This window comes from Thaumasiovibrio subtropicus (assembly GCF_019703835.1).
Lineage (GTDB): Bacteria > Pseudomonadota > Gammaproteobacteria > Enterobacterales > Vibrionaceae > Thaumasiovibrio > Thaumasiovibrio subtropicus.
In genome coordinates, this window is the sequence record NZ_AP023054.1 from 3,387,538 (window position 1) to 3,405,341 (window position 17,804).

The 17,804-nt window shown below is 48.9% G+C and carries 17 protein-coding genes; 12 read left to right on the top strand and 5 right to left on the bottom strand.

Annotated features, from left to right (window positions below; all coding sequences use genetic code 11):
* Positions 1-128: 128 nt before the first annotated feature.
* From TSUB_RS15130 to galU, 9 genes are all read left to right on the top strand, one after another.
* On the top strand, positions 129-416 hold the full coding sequence (locus TSUB_RS15130) for a YhdT family protein (protein WP_087026781.1): 288 nt from the start codon (positions 129-131) through the stop codon (positions 414-416).
* A complete protein-coding gene (panF, locus tag TSUB_RS15135; protein ID WP_087026778.1) occupies positions 409-1,851 on the top strand; it encodes a sodium/pantothenate symporter in 1,443 nt (480 codons plus the stop codon). The genes TSUB_RS15130 and panF overlap by 8 nt, the downstream gene beginning before the upstream one ends.
* Before the next feature lie 98 nt (positions 1,852-1,949).
* Positions 1,950-2,831 (top strand): 50S ribosomal protein L11 methyltransferase, encoded by an 882-nt coding sequence (gene prmA / locus TSUB_RS15140; protein WP_087026776.1) that lies wholly within the window; start codon positions 1,950-1,952, stop codon positions 2,829-2,831.
* Between the two features lie 171 nt (positions 2,832-3,002).
* Entirely contained in the window at positions 3,003-3,968 is a 966-nt protein-coding gene (gene dusB / locus TSUB_RS15145) for a tRNA dihydrouridine synthase DusB (RefSeq protein WP_087026773.1), read from the top strand.
* 22 nt (positions 3,969-3,990) lie between these two features.
* Positions 3,991-4,287: a DNA-binding transcriptional regulator Fis gene (gene fis, locus TSUB_RS15150; RefSeq protein ID WP_086938104.1), complete on the top strand. Its 297-nt coding sequence runs from the start codon at positions 3,991-3,993 to the stop codon at positions 4,285-4,287.
* An 815-nt stretch (positions 4,288-5,102) separates the two neighbouring features.
* Positions 5,103-5,990: a glycosyltransferase gene (locus TSUB_RS15155; RefSeq protein ID WP_087026770.1), complete on the top strand. Its 888-nt coding sequence runs from the start codon at positions 5,103-5,105 to the stop codon at positions 5,988-5,990.
* 3 nt (positions 5,991-5,993) lie between these two features.
* Positions 5,994-6,698, top strand: coding sequence for an acyltransferase (locus TSUB_RS15160; protein WP_087026766.1), 705 nt, complete (start codon positions 5,994-5,996; stop codon positions 6,696-6,698).
* A complete protein-coding gene (locus tag TSUB_RS15165) occupies positions 6,658-8,016 on the top strand; it encodes an MATE family efflux transporter (RefSeq protein ID WP_087026763.1) in 1,359 nt (452 codons plus the stop codon). Before TSUB_RS15160 ends, TSUB_RS15165 begins: the two co-directional genes overlap by 41 nt.
* A 61-nt stretch (positions 8,017-8,077) precedes the next feature.
* On the top strand, positions 8,078-9,028 hold the full coding sequence (gene galU / locus TSUB_RS15170; protein WP_087026760.1) for a UTP--glucose-1-phosphate uridylyltransferase GalU: 951 nt from the start codon (positions 8,078-8,080) through the stop codon (positions 9,026-9,028).
* A 65-nt stretch (positions 9,029-9,093) separates the two neighbouring features.
* Here the strand turns inward: galU and TSUB_RS15175 are convergent, their stop codons facing one another.
* The 3 genes from TSUB_RS15175 to malX all read right to left on the bottom strand — a co-directional run bounded on the left by TSUB_RS15175 (position 9,094) and on the right by malX (position 12,500).
* On the bottom strand, positions 9,094-9,480 hold the full coding sequence (locus TSUB_RS15175) for an MAPEG family protein (protein ID WP_087026758.1): 387 nt from the start codon (positions 9,478-9,480) through the stop codon (positions 9,094-9,096).
* 140 nt (positions 9,481-9,620) lie between these two features.
* Positions 9,621-10,799, bottom strand: coding sequence for a MalY/PatB family protein (locus tag TSUB_RS15180; RefSeq protein ID WP_087026755.1), 1,179 nt, complete (start codon positions 10,797-10,799; stop codon positions 9,621-9,623).
* A gap of 123 nt (positions 10,800-10,922) precedes the next feature.
* The gene (gene malX, locus TSUB_RS15185) at positions 10,923-12,500 is read right to left on the bottom strand and encodes a maltose/glucose-specific PTS transporter subunit IIBC (RefSeq protein WP_087026752.1); all 1,578 of its coding nucleotides are present in this window, start codon (positions 12,498-12,500) and stop codon (positions 10,923-10,925) included.
* 308 nt (positions 12,501-12,808) lie between these two features.
* On the opposite strand from malX, the gene malI reads away from it, so the two are divergent.
* Positions 12,809-13,831, top strand: a complete 1,023-nt coding sequence (gene malI, locus TSUB_RS15190) for a Mal regulon transcriptional regulator MalI (protein WP_087026749.1) — start codon at positions 12,809-12,811, stop codon at positions 13,829-13,831.
* A gap of 66 nt (positions 13,832-13,897) precedes the next feature.
* On the opposite strand, the gene ppnP is transcribed toward malI, so the two are convergent.
* The gene (gene ppnP, locus TSUB_RS15195) at positions 13,898-14,179 is read right to left on the bottom strand and encodes a pyrimidine/purine nucleoside phosphorylase (protein WP_087026746.1); all 282 of its coding nucleotides are present in this window, start codon (positions 14,177-14,179) and stop codon (positions 13,898-13,900) included.
* 81 nt (positions 14,180-14,260) lie between these two features.
* Positions 14,261-14,668 (bottom strand): Zn(2+)-responsive transcriptional regulator, encoded by a 408-nt coding sequence (zntR, locus tag TSUB_RS15200; RefSeq protein ID WP_087026743.1) that lies wholly within the window; start codon positions 14,666-14,668, stop codon positions 14,261-14,263.
* A 168-nt stretch (positions 14,669-14,836) separates the two neighbouring features.
* Here zntR and purH point away from each other — a divergent pair, with 168 nt between their 5' ends.
* A complete protein-coding gene (purH, locus tag TSUB_RS15205; protein WP_087026740.1) occupies positions 14,837-16,429 on the top strand; it encodes a bifunctional phosphoribosylaminoimidazolecarboxamide formyltransferase/IMP cyclohydrolase in 1,593 nt (530 codons plus the stop codon).
* Positions 16,430-16,499: 70 nt separating this feature from the next.
* Positions 16,500-17,789 carry a phosphoribosylamine--glycine ligase gene (purD, locus tag TSUB_RS15210; protein ID WP_087026736.1) on the top strand — a complete coding sequence of 430 codons (1,290 nt, stop codon included), beginning with the start codon at positions 16,500-16,502 and terminating at the stop codon, positions 17,787-17,789.
* Positions 17,790-17,804: the final 15 nt, after the last annotated feature.

A 17,804-nucleotide genomic window follows, 5' to 3' on the forward strand; every position in this document is an offset into this window, starting at 1 on the left:
TTCAGTCATTGCTTGTCATCCCTCTCGAGCATCGAGTCACACTGTGTCTTGAATGGATAACGTCTCATTTCAGCCAGTTTGGGAATGTCACTCCACGTTCGCTCTGCATACGTGGTAAAGGAGTTTACATGCAGACACTCACACAACGTTTTCGCCAAGCACACAAAGAAACGTGTTGGGCTATCGCCCTTGCAATCGGCTATTTTCTTTGGTGGTACATCTCCGCGTATCACTTTTCACCGCAAGATAGCAGCTTACCAACACTCTATTTTGGCCTGCCACTTTGGTTTCTCCTTGCCTGTGTCCTTGGTCCACTTATTTTCACTCTCGCATGCGCTTTGATGGTGAAATTCGTCTATAAGTCAATCCCTCTCAATGTCGTGATGGATGGAGAGCAGGAGAATGACGATGAATAAAGCGATGTTAATCCCCATTCTTTTCTATCTCTTGGCCATGTTTGCTATTGCGATATGGTCACGCCGCGCCAATCAAGGCAGCTTTCTACAAGAGTACCTAGTCGGCAACCGTACCATGGGTGGCTTTATGCTAGCCATGACACTCGCCGCAACTTATGCCAGTGCCAGCTCCTTTATTGGCGGCCCGGGTGCCGCCTACCAGTTTGGCCTTGGTTGGGTGCTGTTGGCCATGATTCAGCTTCCTGCAGCCTGGCTCACCCTTGGCGTTCTAGGTAAAAAATTTGCTATCGAAGCGAGACGCCACAATGCGCTAACCATCAACGATATGCTCTATGCTCGCTTTAAACACCGAGGTGTCGTGATCTTTGCATCATTGGCGCTGTTACTGGCCTTTATGGGCACCATGGTCGTGCAATTTGTTGGCGCTGCAAGGCTACTGCAAACCGTCACAGGGCTCGACTATCTCCCATCACTCGCCCTCTTTGCGATTACTGTTGGCCTTTACACCAGTATTGGTGGTTTTCGCGCGGTCGCGCTGACAGATAGCCTCCAAGGCATCATGATGTTGATTGGTACCTTCGCTCTTTTTGCGGGTGTCGTCATCGCAGGAGGCGGGTTAGGCCACTTAGTGACCGAGTTACATCGCATCGATCCCGGCCTTGTTTCCCCTTATGGCCCAGACAATTTTATCAGTCAGCCATTCATTTTGAGTTTTTGGGTGCTTGTCTGTTTTGGTGTCGTTGGTCTTCCTCACGCTGCCTTTCGATGTATGACCTATCGAGATAGCCGGGCTTTCCATCGAGGCATGGTGATCAGTACGATCGTCATGGCCGTGCTCATGTTAGGCATGCACCTGTCAGGCGCACTGGGACGCGCTATTATTCCCGACATCGCGACACCCGACCAGATCATGCCCACCTTAATGATCACGGTTTTACCACCCGTGATCGCCGGGATCTTCCTTGCCGGCCCCATGGCGGCCATCATGTCGACTATCGATTCGCAGTTGATTCAAGCCTCAGCCACCATGATCAAGGATCTCTACATCAACTATATCAATCCACAAGCAGTCAATGACGAACGCAAACTCAGTCGCCTTTCTCGATGGACGACCGCCATTTTTGCCTGCATTGTCTTTGTTGCCGCGACCAATCCACCACAGATGATCATCTGGCTCAACTTGCTGGCCATCGGTGCATTGCAGACCGTCTTTTTATGGCCTCTGGTGCTCGGGCTATATTGGAAGCAAGCTAACGCGGCTGGTGCATTATGCTCAATGACCGTCGGACTGAGCAGCTATATTCTATGCTCAGTACTCAAACCTGATTTTGGTGGTGTGCACATTGTGGTCCCAACGTTAGCCCTAGGACTGGTGAGTTTTGTGGTTGTGAGCCTAATGACACAGCCCAAAACCGAGGCCGATTTCGCACGTTAACCATTCGCACTTTCCAACACGAAACACAGGGCGCAGGTCAGTTTTCATGCTAGACTGCGCCCCATTCATTTTTGGGCCCTCAACAAGAGAAGCTAACCATGCCTTGGATCCAACTCAAACTGAACGCTACTGCAGACAATGCCGAAGCCATTGGCGATATGCTTATGGAAGAGTCTGGTGCACTTTCCGTCACCTTCCTCGACGCACAGGACACACCGGTTTTCGAACCGTTGCCTGGTGAGACCCGATTATGGGGCGACACAGACATCGTCGGCCTCTACGACGCGGAAAGCGACATGGAGTGGGTGGTGGCTCAACTTAAAGCCAGCCCGTTGTTAGCAAGCGATTTCGCTTACAAAGTGGAACAGCTCGAGGACAAAGACTGGGAGCGCGAATGGATGGATAACTTCCACCCAATGCGTTTTGGTCAGCGCCTCTGGATTTGTCCAAGCTGGCGCGATGTACCTGACGAAAATGCAGTCAACGTGATGCTCGATCCAGGCCTGGCTTTTGGCACTGGCACACACCCGACAACCGCGCTATGTCTCGAATGGTTAGACGGCCAAGATTTAGAAGGTAAAACCGTTGTCGACTTTGGTTGTGGTTCAGGGATTCTTGCCATTGCAGCCATCAAACTTGGTGCTGCCAAAGTCATTGGCATCGATATCGATCCCCAAGCTATCATCGCCTCTAAAGATAACGCTGAACGCAACGGCGTCGCCGATAAACTCGCCCTATATCTCCCTAAAGACCAGCCAGAAGATCTGCAAGCTGACATCGTTGTCGCTAATATTCTCGCAGGCCCTTTGCGTGAGCTTTCGGCGCCGATTAAAGGCCTCATTAAACCAGCCGGAAAACTCGCCATTTCGGGTGTGCTGGCAACACAAGCAGAGGATGTCGCGACCTATTACGCAGACGAACTGAACCTCGACCCCGTCGCAGTAAAAGAGGACTGGTGCCGAATTTCAGGACACAAGTAACAGTCTGATAACCCTGACTAAATTGCCTTTGATGAAGTTTTTTTGAATACAACTGGCTAATTTTTATCACTTTTTAGCCGTCAAGTACAAAATGCTCAAAAATTGGTCTTTTCAGGCGGGAAAAAAATGCGTAAAATGCGCGCCCTTGCTGACATAGTAAGGTGACGTCTTTTGCAGATTGGTTCATATCAACTCGATAACCCATTAATTGTTGCCCCAATGGCGGGTGTAACGGATAGACCATTTCGCGAACTGTGTCTGCGCTACGGTGCAGGGATGGCGGTAAGTGAAATGATGACCGCGAACCCAGATTGTTGGGGAACGCAGAAGTCGATGCAACGGATGGTACATGAAGGCGAATCGGGTATCCGCTCGGTTCAAATTGCAGGTGCTGATCCCGTGCAGATGGCAAATGCGGCGCGCTTTGCCGTGGAAAACGGCGCGCAAGTGGTCGATATCAACATGGGTTGTCCAGCGAAGAAGGTCAACAAAAGACTCGCAGGCTCCGCGCTGCTGCAGCACCCGGCCTTGGTAGAAGAAATTCTGACCGCGGTAGTGAATGCAGTAGATGTACCAGTGACATTGAAAACACGCACTGGTTGGGATACTGAAAACCGAAACTGTGTCGAAATCGCACACATCGCGGAACATTGTGGTATTCAAGCTCTCGCCCTTCACGGTCGAACCCGAGCTTGTATGTACAAAGGGGAAGCGGAATACGATTTTATTAAAGCGGTAAAGCAGGCTGTATCGATCCCGGTGATTGCCAATGGTGATATTGATTCACCAGAAAAAGCCCGCTTCGTACTGGATTACACTGGTGCGGACGCTTTGATGATAGGCCGCCCTGCACAAGGGCGACCATGGATTTTCCGGGAAATCCAACATTACTTAACAACTGGCGAAACGCTTTCTGCCCCTTCAATTGAAGAGGTAAGGGAAATTATGTTGGCGCATGTTGCTGAGCTTCACCAGTTTTATGGTGAATACTCAGGTACTCGAATCGCACGTAAACACGTGTCCTGGTACCTACAAGCACATGATACCGACAGAGCCTTTCGTCGCACCTTCAACGCAATTGAGCACGCCAACGAGCAGCTAATTGCGCTGCAAGGCTACTTCGACAACGTTGCATAGAATTGAGAAGAGCTTACAGAATATGTTCGAACAAAACCTGACGTCTGAACCATTGACAGTGACCACAGTAACTTCACAAGACCAAATTGCGCAGAAACCTTTGCGTGATTCAGTGAAAGCGTCGTTGAAGAACTACCTAGCACAATTGAATGGCCAGGACGTTAATGACCTGTATGAGCTTGTCCTTGCAGAGGTAGAGCAACCACTATTGGATACCATCATGCAGTACACTCGCGGTAACCAAACTCGCGCTGCAAACATGATGGGTATCAACCGTGGTACGCTTCGTAAGAAACTTAAAAAATACGGCATGAACTAATCCCAGTTTCTTAACGTATTCAAATTTAAGGCTGATATCAGAAATGATGTCAGCTTTTTTTTGTGATTCCCCCACTGCTGATCAGTCTGTTTACCTGCTCTGACCGAGCCACTTTCCCTCTCATCCTAAGCACATAGCTTATACCCTACTCCCTCATTACACACAAAAACAGCCTGTTACAGGCAACAGTGAACATAGGTGGCCTAATCGAGTCATGAAGGCATGGCTGCGCGTTTTTTCGTATGTGGCCGCTAAAAAACTTCACGTATTCATCTATCACGAAATAGACCTTCTTCACATATGTATAGTCTCACTTATGAGAAATCAAACAGCTAAAAAGCCAAATAATGGAATAGTGATCCTGCCATACAGACCATTTCATGCTCTATTTTTGCTATTCACCTTTGTTTCACCCTCAATTTAACAAATAAAAACAACAGCTTAACTTAATATATACATATCCTTTTGAGGAATTAATCCTGAGGTAACTACCCCCAATTCATCATGTTTACCCGTTGAGTGGTAAACATCACCCTTCATCGAACAAGGAAATCTAGTACAAGTGATGGAAAATACGGTTTTCATTCACAACAAAATTAACTACAAATCAGTCGCTTACTTTAAATTGTGATGCTCCCCTAAAAAAACGATCTCACTGAAAATGCGCCTGACATATGTAACCTGTTGATTAGAAAGATGTTGGGTCGTTTTTTGGTTTTTTTGAGCAATAAAATATTAACGAATGTGATCTTGATTGTATTTTTTTGATGACTAACATGCATTTCAAACAAGTCAGCTCGGAAGGTATAAATAAAATGACAAAAATCAGCGTGGTTATTCCAACTTACAATCGTGCAGAATTACTTTCACACACTTTGACATCTCTTGAAGCACAAACACTCGATAAGTCGGCGTTTGAGATCATTGTCGTTGACGATGGCGGACAAGATCACAGTGAGTCGGTAGTCGAAAGTTTCTCTCATCGCATAAACGTGAAGTATTTCTGGCAAGAGGACAATGGCTTCCGCGCAGGTAAAGCCCGCAACATTGGCACCGCTATTGCCCAAGGCAAGTATATCGTTTACGTCGATACCGGCGTTTTACTGGCGACGACCACACTCGAAGAGCACTTACGCCAACACGAATCAGCAGCGCACCCTATTGCCATTATCGGCTACGTTTACGGCTTCGACCTAGACGAAGAAGGCGTGAAGAAAATGAACACGGTGATCGATGCCCATGACGTAGACTCCATTTTGTTCGAGCTTCAGCAGCAGAAAGCCTTCGATATTCGTCAACACCAATACGATGATATGGGTGAGAACATCAGCCACTGGCCTGCACCGTTCGACCTCTTCTGGACATGCCATGTCTCTGCTGAGCGCAGTGAATTGCTGAAAGTCGGTATGTTTGATGAAGACTTTAACACTTGGGGTGGTGAGGATGTCGACTTGGGAGTGCGCCTCTTCATGGCTAACAATCAGTTTGTGATGAAAAAAGAGATCTGCTCATTCCACTGGCCGCATCCGAAAGAAGTCAATAATCATGATGATCACTCCAATGATGCAGCACAGCGCATTCATCAAAAATACAACCTATGGCAAACCAGCTACTACAACATTGACCATCGCGAAGATGGCGTCCCATTGAACAAAATCATTCAGTTGTACCGTGAGCAGCCGCAACGTACGGTAGGAGTCTAAATCATGCCTTGTATCTACGAAAACATCTCGCTGTTGGATGAAGACGCAGCAACACCGACATTCAAGCGTGAATATCAGGACTTCCTCCCTATGGGTGCAGCAAGCTCAATGGTAGGTAAGCCGCACCTAGGATTCACATTAGTACGTGACACCGAGAACTACGCACTAGATGTTCAACGCCAGTGCATCAATGCAGAAGACTTTTTCCAACACATCACCATTGGCGAAAACAGCGTGCTTTACTCTGAGAACAATGCGGGGTTTGAAAACCGCCCAGTCCGACTCACTGTCTGTAAATCGAATGACCGCCCTGCGGGCCGTATCACCATCGGCAACAATGTCTTGCTCCAAGGCACCGCAATCGTCTGTTATCAAGCGGTCACGATTGAAGATGAGGTCGCATTTGGTCCTCAAGTGACCATCATGGATTGCAGTGGACATCCTGTGCGCGGCCGTGGTGAACCCAATGAGGCAGCACGAACCTATGCTTCACCCGTGACTATCAAGCAGGGCGCATGGATTGGCCTCGGCGCGACCATTTTGAAAGGGGTGACCATTGGAAAGAATGCGGTCGTCAGCGCCAATAGTGTGGTGTATGAGGATGTACCTGATAATGCCATTGTCATTGGTAACCCGGCCCGCGTTGTGAAAGTTCTGGAAGAGAAAAATGTCTGTACCAACAACACAGTGGCTGCCAACGCTGCTTAAAATTGCCCTGCCTATTGCATTACAAACTGCGATATTTTCTAGCAAAAGCATGGTCGATACCGCCATGTTGGGCAGTTTAGGTGAACAGGACATGGCCGCAATAGGTTTCGCTGCGAAAATTCAATTGGTCATCACCTTCTTCGTGATTGGCATTAGCATTGGCGGGGGACAAATCGCAGCACAATGTCTCGGCGAGAGAAGTCACAGCAAATTTTTGCGCTCAGTCATGATAACGCTCTTGCTCAGCCTGATTGCTTCACTGCTGTTCTTCTTGCCGTTGATACTGGGTAGTTCAGCACTGATGTCGTTAGGTACCGCTAACAGTGAGATCATCGCGCGAGGCAGCGACTATTTGATCTGGATTGCACCGAGCTTGTTTCTGTTTGCCATCACATCTAGCCTCGCAACAGGTATGCGAGTCATGCAGCAACCCATGCCAGCCACGGTTGTCAGCATGGTCGGCGTCGGCTTAAACGTTGTGCTTAATTACCTGTTCATTTTCGGTTTTGGTGACATTCCCGCGATGGGCATCAAGGGTGCAGCACTCGGCACACTCTTCAGTGCATTGGCGGAAACAGGGCTACTGATTGGCTATATCATGTTCAAACGCCACCCACTCTGTGGCCTGTCGTTGACAACATTAAAACAGATTAGACGCGTTGATATTCAGATTGTCATGTCACTCGCCTTTACTGCGGCACTCAATAGCGTGATTTGGGCGCTAGGCATGTTTGCCTTCCACGCTATACTCGGCAGCAGAGATGATAACTTGCTGATTGCATTAGGGGTACTGGCACCAGTAGAATCACTCGCCATGGCACTCTTAATCGGGATTGCGAGTGCGGCATCCGTTATGGTCGGGAATCATGTCGGTGCCGGTGCCCAACAAGAAATTGATCACCTTGTCCCAAGATTGATGCGCTTAAGTTGCGGTTTAGGGATAAGCATTTTTGCTATATTATTAGTGGTTAAAGGGAGTATCGTTGGACACTTCTTCCACCAGCACAGTGTGGCCTATACGTTAACGTCACAATTGTTCGATATCGTTGCTGTATCCGTGATACTAAAAAGTGCCGCCATGATGTTGATAGTTGGCATTCTCAGGGCCGGTGGGGATGCAAAATTCTGTCTGTATACTGATGTATTTGCACAGTGGGCATTTTTACTGCCGTGTAGCGTGCTCCTCAGTCTAACAGCACTCCCACATTATTATCTCTTTAGCTTAATGCTGATAGAGGAAGGAATAAAAGTGGCTATCTGCCTTTGGCGGTTAAGATCCCGCAGTTGGTGCCAAAACCACGCCGCGGCAATGCAATAGTCATACTAAAAATAGAAAAGCAAACATGCGTTTGCCATCCAGAGCTAGGAAAGGAATTCAGATGCCACATCAAAAACAACCTGCACCCCAAAGTGCGATTCGCAAAGCCGTTATCCCTGTCGCGGGCCTCGGCACTCGTATGCTACCAGCGACCAAAGCCATCCCCAAAGAGATGCTACCCATCGTTGACAAACCTCTGATTCAATACATTGTCAATGAGTGTGTCGCGGCGGGAATCAAAGAAATTGTTCTGGTAACGCATTCATCAAAAAACGCCATTGAAAACCACTTTGATACCTCATTTGAACTAGAGGCTACCTTAGAAAAACGCGTCAAACGCCAACTGCTCGATGAAGTGAAATCGATTTGCCCACCGGATGTGACTATCATGCACGTGCGTCAAGGCCAAGCGAAGGGCTTAGGGCACGCGGTACTGTGTGCCAAACCTTTAGTGGGTAATGCACCTTTTGCTGTGGTGCTCCCCGATGTCATCTTGGATGAATATACCGCTGATCAAAGCAGTGAAAATCTCGCCGCAATGGTGAAGCGCTACGACCAGAGCAGCCATAGCCAGATCATGGTAGAGCCCGTACCGGTGGAAGAAGTATCGAAATACGGTGTTGTTGATTGTCAAGGCATCTCGGTGACACCAGGTGAAGCGGTCCCTATGGTCGACATGGTTGAAAAGCCAGCCCAAGAAGCTGCGCCGTCTAACCTTGCGGTAGTGGGACGCTACATATTGTCTGACGCCATTTGGGAAAAGCTCGCCATCACGCCTCCAGGCGCGGGTGATGAGATTCAGTTAACTGATGCGATTGCGATGCTCATGGAAGATGAAACGGTAGAAGCTTTCCATATGACAGGCCGCTCACACGACTGTGGTGACAAGCTTGGCTACATGAAAGCATTTGTCGAGTACGGTTTGCGCAGTGACAGTTTAGGTGAAGCATTTAGTGCGTTTCTTGAAGGGCGTTTTGCTTCTCAAAAAGGTGACTTAAAACTGGTTGGATAATCCCTCTTGCGCGGTGTAGCCGTTCCCCACTACTACACCGCGTCATCTGCCAATGACACCCTCGGTTATAGCATCTGCGTCCATGGCAGTAACCACATGTTCAATATCCCCATTGCAATGATGGGCCAGAGGGTTGCATGCATGCCAATCACACGCCCTTGCAAACGATCAGAGAGAATGCCACTGGCATGGTAGCAGCGCCCAATCACAAACAGCAGTCCAAACACATGTACCAACCAAAGGGGCCCACCGTTGTACTCCAAACCGAATAACAGCATCAGAGCGATTGGCGAATACTCAATACAGTTAGCATGTGCAGAGCGCGCTTGCTGTAATCTAGCATCGCCCCCATCAGCATATTTCACCTGTGCTTTTCGCCGTGCCTTTATCACCTGAATCGCCAAAAAACAGATCAACCACCCCACCAACGCCACATAAAAAAAGCTGACCATCTCTCACCTATCTCGTTCTCAAACACTTAATTGTAGTCAGCGCAGCAGCAAATCGAATCTTTAGTGGGACATGATGACCGCGAAGCCTGTGAATTTTCGAGAAATATCACGCCGTGACACCTCTCCCCAGTCAAGATCGCTTATTGTGGTGACCGCTGTTTTTGCAGAGCCCCAATCAGCGCCTCCATACCACGCGCTACCTTGACCCGTGGACAACCAACATTGAGGCGAACATATCCCTCACCTTCATCGCCATAAGTATCACCACGCATGATTGCCACTTCGTAGTCATCGATCAAACAGCGCTGTAACGCGTCCATATCGATATGGAGAGGCGACAAATCTATCCATGCCAAATAGGTCCCTTGTGGGGCTCGATAGTTCAGTTCTGGAAAGGCCTGATTTAGCGTTTTTTCAACATACTGCAAGTTAGCCTGCAGATAGCTTTTTAAACTATCGAGCCATGCATCACCCTCGGTATAAGCGCTGATGTGTGCAATCACGCCGAGAATACTCGGCGAAGAAAGGCCATGTGCGGCTTTTAATTGCGTCAAGTACTGTGCTCGCGCACTCGGGTCTGCAATAAACGCATAAGCGCCAGTCAAAGCAGGAATATTAAAGGATTTAGACCCCGAGCTCACAAGCGCCCACTGGTTGTCGGCTGCCACTTCAGACCACGGCACATACGGTTCAAACGCCATGTCCATATGAATATCATCGGAGATCACTTTTACACCGTATCGCTGGCAAATCTCGGCCATTCTCAATAACTCAGCCGTGGTCCAAACTCGCCCAGTCGGATTCTGAGGGCTACACAAGAGCAGAACCTTGCAATCTTCGCGCGCCGCTTGGGCTTCAAACTGCGGCCAGTTGATTTCATAGCTCTGTGCGGTTTTGATTAATGGGCTCACCAACATGTGGCGGCCATTGGCAGTGATCATTTTCTCAAAGGCATCATAGGCAGGCGTATGCACCAAAACACCTTCCCCTCGCGCACTCCATTCTTCAATCAGTTGAGAAATAATGTAGATCACTGAGGGGCCGTATACGAGGTGATCCGCATCGAGATCGGCACCATAGCGTCGTAAAAACCATCCAGTGATCGCTTGCTTAAAGTCAGCATGATTCCAGCGGCTGTAGCCCAGCACGCCATGCGCTAAGCGCGCTTGCAGCGCCGCCTGAATACAAGGGGCGGTTTCAAAATCCATGTCTGAAATCGTAAAGGGCAACAAATCTTTTTTACCGAAGCGGTCTTCTACATAATCCCACTGGGTGCAATATGTGCCTAAGCGGTCGATTGGCGTATCAAAATCAAACATTGTTGTACCTCATCAAGTTGAGTCAGTCTGAAGCGACTCTTAGCTTAGGCAACCATCTCGCGGCTGACTAAAATAAGAAACGCAAAGAGGGAGCCGCAGCTCCCTCGCGTCTCAATCCCTACGCTAAGCGGTTGCAGGCATGAGATTTTGAATTTCATTTTTCACTAAGTGGACCTGTGGACCAATCACCACCTGAAGGTTATGTTCATCCAACTTCACGACACCCAAAGCACCATTGGCTTTCAGTTTGGCATCATCCACTTTTGACATATCTTCAACCGACATGCGCAAACGTGTGATGCAGTTATCGAGCGCGACGATGTTTGCAGCCCCACCCAGCGCAACAAGAATCACATCGCTGTTGTAGCCACTTGCCGTTGTTGCCGCTTTAACTGCTTCACCCGCATCTTCCGCGGTTTCCACTTCACGGCCTGGCGTTTTCAGATTGAAGCGAATAATCGCGAAGCGGAAGATGAAGTAGTACATTGCAAACCAAATACCTGCCACCACTGGCACCAAGTACCATTTGGTTGCTGTACCTTGCAAAATACCAAAGATGAGGAAATCGATAACGTTGCCGTCAGTATTACCAATCGTCACATCCAATAAACCCATCACCATGAAGCCAAGGCCAGTTAGGATGGCGTGAACAAAGTAAAGTGCAGGTGCAACAAAGAGGAACAGAAACTCAAGTGGCTCGGTAATGCCGCCCACCATACAGGCGACAACACCTGAAAGTAGCAATGCCTTCACTTTGCCTCGATTCTCAGGGCGCGCACAGTGGTACATAGCAAGCGCTGCACCCGGCAAGCCACCCAAAAATGCAGGCATCTTACCTTGAGACAAGAAAGACGTCGCCGAAGAGCTGAAACCCGTGTCCGTTGTACAGGCAAGCTCAGCATAGAAGATGTTCAACGCACCGCTTGTCACTTCGCCACACACTTCTAGCGTTCCGCCCGCTTCAGTAAAGCGAATCAGTGCAACCAAAATATGGTGCAAACCGAATGGCAATAAGAAGCGCTCACCGGCACCAAACAAGAATGGACCAAATGGACCCGCCTCAGAAATCGCGTAACCAATACCATTGATACCTGCTGCAAAGTACGGCCAGACTAACGGTACGACCAAACCCACAACGCCTAGCGCAGCCGCTGTAATAATCGGCACAAAACGCGCACCGCCAAAGAACGCCAGCGCATCAGGCATTTTAAAGGTGTAGTACTTCGCGTGCAGTTTAGCGACGATAATACCGACGATGACAGCACCAAGGATCCCCGTATCAATCGAGTCAATCCCGATGATGCTCTTCACACCATACGCTTGCTCGAGATCCGCATTACCTAAAACACCCGCCACACTCAGGTAAAAGTTAATCGACAGGTTTAACGCTGCATAACCAACGAAACCAGCAAATGCCGCAACCCCTTTCTCTTCACGTGCAAGGCCTAGAGGTATCGCAATCGCAAACATCACAGGCAGATAAATAAAGGCGACCAAACCAATTTTAGTCATCCATTGGAACAACAGCTGTAGTGGCAGTAAGTCTAGAAATGGAAGGGACTCCTTGACAGCACCGCTTGATAGCGAACTACCAACGCCAAGTAAAATACCAGAGAACGCGAGCAACGCGACTGGCAACATAAAGGTTTTTCCGAGGCTCTGGAAAAACTCCCAAAGTGTGGTTTTTTTCGTTGTACTCATAGCACACCCTTACAAGAAAAGAGTTGGGTAAAAGTTTTGGTAAATCGTTTTATCATTTTGGTGAAAAAAAACGCCAGAATTGTGTCCCTGACGCCTTTTCCCATGAAACTGCTAAAAAGGATAAAACGTTTTATCAAGCAAAAATGTCGACTTCATCACGAAAAATAAGCCTATAATCCGGCAAACTCTAAACTGTGATCCGAGTAATCTTGTGACTAAAGCGGTTTAACGTTTTACTCTGGTTCTGCCTATAAAAAATAACAACAAACTCAACAGTTTGATAACTTACACCAATTAAAGCAGCAAGAATGAGCTCCAAACGCGTAAAGATAACCGATGTCGCCGCCCATGCTGGCGTCTCTGTAACGACCGTCTCCATGGTACTGGGCAACAAGGGCAGGATCTCTGATGCCACCATCGCTAAAGTGAATCAGGCGGTGGAAGAACTGGGATACCGCCGCAACACGGCCGCCGCCAACCTAAGATCAAATCAATCCAATTTGATCGGCTTGATCCTGCGCGATATCAGCGATCCCTACTACAGTGAAGTCACCGCTGGCATTGCAGAAGCCATCGAAAAGCAGGGCTATATGCTGTTCCTTGCTCAATGTGGTCAAGACGGCGGAAAACTAGAGCAGTGCGTCCAATCCATGCTGCAGCATGATGTGGCGGGGATCATTTTCACCCCAATACGCGGCCAAAGTGAGTCGGTGATTCGCACACTGCGTGATGCCAATGTGCCCGCAGCAACCATAGGTAGAGCACTGCCAGAACAAACCCTTGACTACATCGGCCCAGACAATAACCAAGCAGCCCGCTTGGCAACACGATACTTAGTCGATAAAGGGCACCGTCATATTGCTTACCTGGGTGGTACTAGTGACTCGCTGACTCGCGCAGAACGCATCGGTGGCTACTGTGCCACACTGATGCAATATGGCTTGCCGTTCAAAAATGAGTGGATCATTGAGTGCGATAATCACCCCAAAACAGCAAAGGATGCCTGTGCCGACTTACTCCACCAGCACCCGAAAATCACCGCAGTGGTTTGCCATCGTCCGGCGGTTGCCACAGGCGCGCTGTATGGTATTAAGCAAGTCGGTCGAAATGTGGGTAAAGATAACTACATTGGGCAACAAGTGGCCGTTATCAGCTTCGATGATAGCCCTGAAGCTGAACTCACCTACCCGAGTTTAAGTGTGGTCAAAAATGATGAACGCCAAATTGGTATCAGGGCTGGGGAGCAGTTACTGGCGAGAATGAAACAATCCAGCATGCAGGCAGAAACGATCATCATGCCATCGCAACTGGTTGAACGTGAATCAGCATAGTTTTGGATGCCCAGATAGAAAAACACCCAGCGATACACTGGGTGTTAGTCTAAAAAAAGAGTGTCTTTACAAGTATTCACACAAATACGCCGACGTATGTTCAATTTTAACATCGAAGCCAGAGTCACCCGGCACTTCGAAGCTCTCGCCACTGGTGAAAGTCTGCCAATCAACATGGCCTGGCAACTTAACGGTCAAGGCACCTTTAATCACGGTCATACGCTCTGGTGCCGCAGTACCAAAATGAAACTCGCCAGGTTGCATCACGCCAACACTGGTTTTCTCTCCCTGATGATCGAACCCTAACGATGCCACTGCACCATCAAAGTATTCATTCGCATTGATCATACTTCTTCCTTTCGCTAATCAAAAAGGCACGCTAGCACATCTTTCTAGGATGCGCGAATAATAGAAGTAGGAGTTGTGAACTTACTTCTGTGCCGCCAACGCGGCTAAAATAGAACAGTGACTCGCATCATCATCTACCTTGCCACAACATGCATCGTTCATTGTTTTAAGCGCATCCCGAATCGCATTTAACTCTGCTATTTTGCTCTCAATATCATCGAGCTTATGCTGTGTGATTTGCTTTACTTCTGCGCAGCTGTGTGCCGTTGCTTCGAGACGGATTGCCAATAACTCTTTTATCTCTTCTAAGTTTAGGCCAACGCGTTTACCACGCAGAATAAATGCGATGGTGGCAACGGCTTGATCATCATATAAACGATAGCCACTGGCACTGCGTCCCGCGGGAACTAACAGTTGCTGTTTTTCATAAAAGCGTAACGCGTCGCTGCTGATACCGCATGATTTGGCTAATTGTCCTATCAAGTACATCTGCTTTTCCTTCCCTTCACTCTTCAAAATTGCGCAAAAATTGAGATAGCAATCGATTGCGTCGAGATTTTGCTGTAGAATACGCGCCATTATCACCGGGTGTTGACCAAAACCTCAGCGATGGCTTTGGTGAATATCCTATCCCCTTATCTTCGAGAGATAATTGCAATGGAAAACGCGCGTCCTATCCGCCGTGCGCTAATTAGCGTTTCGGACAAAACTGGTATTGTTGAGTTTGCTCAAGCCCTCGCCCAACGTGGCGTGGCGATTCTGTCTACAGGCGGTACTGCTCGCCTACTGACAGAAAAAGGCCTTGATGTGACTGAGGTGTCTGATTACACCGGCTTCCCTGAAATGATGGCTGGCCGAGTAAAAACTCTGCACCCGAAAGTGCACGGTGGCGTACTAGGTCGCCGTGGTCAAGATGATGAAGTCATGGCTGAACACGGTATCGATCCGATCGATATGGTGGTAGTAAACCTATACCCATTCGCGCAAACCGTTGCGAACCCAGACTGCCTATTAGAAGACGCTGTGGAAAACATCGATATCGGCGGGCCAACCATGGTGCGTAGTGCAGCGAAAAACCACAAAGACGTCTCTATCATTGTAAACGCACACGATTATGACCGTGTTATTGCGGAAATGGATAGTAACGAAAACTCGCTAACACACGAAACCCGATTTGATCTTGCTATCTCGGCTTTCGAGCACACCGCGTCATACGACGGCATGATCGCTAACTACTTCGGTACTATGGTACCAAGCTATGGCGAAAATAAAGAAGGCGATACTGAGTCTAAATTCCCGCGCACGATCAACTTCCAATTCGAGAAGAAGCAAGATATGCGTTACGGTGAGAATAGCCACCAGAATGCAGCTTTCTACGTCGAGAAAAATCCGGAAGAAGCCTCTGTTGCGACGGCACGTCAAATCCAAGGTAAAGCCCTTTCTTACAACAACATCGCTGATACCGATGCTGCGCTTGAGTGTGTGAAAGAGTTTGATGAGCCCGCTTGTGTGATCGTTAAGCATGCCAACCCATGTGGTGTCGCGCTGGGTACTGACATCCTAGAAGCGTATGATCGTGCTTACAAAACAGACCCAACATCAGCTTTTGGTGGCATCATCGCCTTCAACAAGACACTTGATGCCAAAACAGCACAAGCGATTGTTGACCGTCAGTTTGTTGAAGTCATCATTGCCCCTGCCGTTTCCGCTGAGGCGATCGACGTCGTTGCAGCGAAGAAGAACGTTCGTCTTCTAGAGTGTGGCGAGTGGGCAAGCAAAACGACAGGTGTTGACGTTAAACGCGTTAATGGCGGCCTATTGGTTCAAGACCGCGACCAAGGTATGGTGAGCGCAGACGACCTGAAAGTCGTTTCTAAGCGTCAACCAACGGAAGATGAGCTGCGTGATGCACTCTTCTGCTGGAAAGTCGCTAAATACGTTAAATCTAACGCGATTGTCTACTCTAAAGGCAATATGACCATCGGTGTAGGTGCTGGCCAAATGAGCCGTGTATACTCAGCGAAGATCGCCGGCATTAAAGCGGCTGATGAAAACTTAGAAGTGGCAGGAAGCGTAATGGCCTCTGACGCCTTCTTCCCATTCCGTGATGGCATCGATGCCGCAGCAGAAGCTGGCATCAAGTGTGTCATTCAACCAGGTGGTTCAATGCGCGATAACGAAGTTATCGAAGCCGCCGACGAACACGGTATGGCGATGATCTTTACTGGCATGCGTCACTTCCGTCACTAACAGACAACAACGCATAATTGAGCCTCCGCCACGCGGGGGCTTTTCTCCTTATAACGATTGAGGGAAAACAATGAAAGTATTAGTAATTGGTGGTGGCGGTCGCGAGCACGCCCTAGCATGGAAAGCAGCGCAATCTGCTAAAGTTGAGACTGTCTTCGTTGCGCCAGGTAACCCTGGTTGCGCCCTTGAGCCAAAGCTTGAAAACGTGGCTATCGGTGTTGAAGATATCGACGCGCTGGTTGCTTTTGCCAAAGAAAACAACATCGAGCTCACCATTGTTGGCCCAGAAGCGCCTCTTGTCATTGGTGTTGTTGATGCATTCCGTGCAGCAGGTTTGGCAATCTTCGGCCCAACTGAAGCCGCGGCACAGTTAGAGGGCTCAAAAGCCTTCACGAAAGATTTTCTTGCTCGCCATGCTATCCCTACCGCTGAATACCAAAACTTCACCGAGATTGAGCCTGCCTTAGCGTATCTGCGCGAGAAGGGTGCACCGATCGTCGTTAAAGCCGATGGCTTAGCGGCAGGTAAAGGCGTTATCGTCGCGATGACGCTGGAAGAAGCAGAAGCCGCCGTTCGTGACATGCTTGCTGGCAATGCCTTTGGCGAAGCTGGTCACCGCGTGGTTATCGAGGAGTTCCTTGATGGCGAAGAAGCGAGCTTCATTGTCATGGTTGACGGCGAGAACGTCCTGCCTATGGCTACTAGCCAAGATCACAAGCGCGTTGGTAATGGCGATACGGGCCCCAACACGGGCGGTATGGGTGCTTACTCACCGGCACCTGTGGTGACTCAAGCGATCCACGACCGTGTGATGGAAGAAGTGATTTACCCCACTGTACGTGGTATGGCTGCTGAAGGTAACCCTTACACCGGTTTCCTATACGCGGGTCTAATGATCATGGCTGATGGCACACCTAAGGTGATCGAGTACAACTGTCGCTTCGGTGATCCTGAAACACAACCTATCATGCTGCGCATGCAATCTGACCTTGTCGAGCTGTGTGAAGCGGCCATTGCCGGTGAGCTAGATAAAGCGGAATCGAAGTGGGATCCACGTGCTTCTATGGGTATCGTTCTTGCTGCACAAGGCTACCCAGCGTCTTACCCGAAAGGGGATGTGATTTCTGGCCTACCTGAAACTGAAGTTGAAGGTGAGAAAGTCTTCCATGCGGGTACCGCAGAGAAAGAGGGCAACATCGTGACCAATGGCGGTCGTGTATTGTGTGCGACAGCAATGGGCGATAGCGTTAAAGCGGCGCAAGCCCGCGCCTACGCACTTGCGAAACAAGTTAGCTGGAACGGCATGTTCCACCGTGATGACATTGGCTACCGTGCTATCGCACGTGAAGAGTCGAAATAAGTATTCGCTCTATTT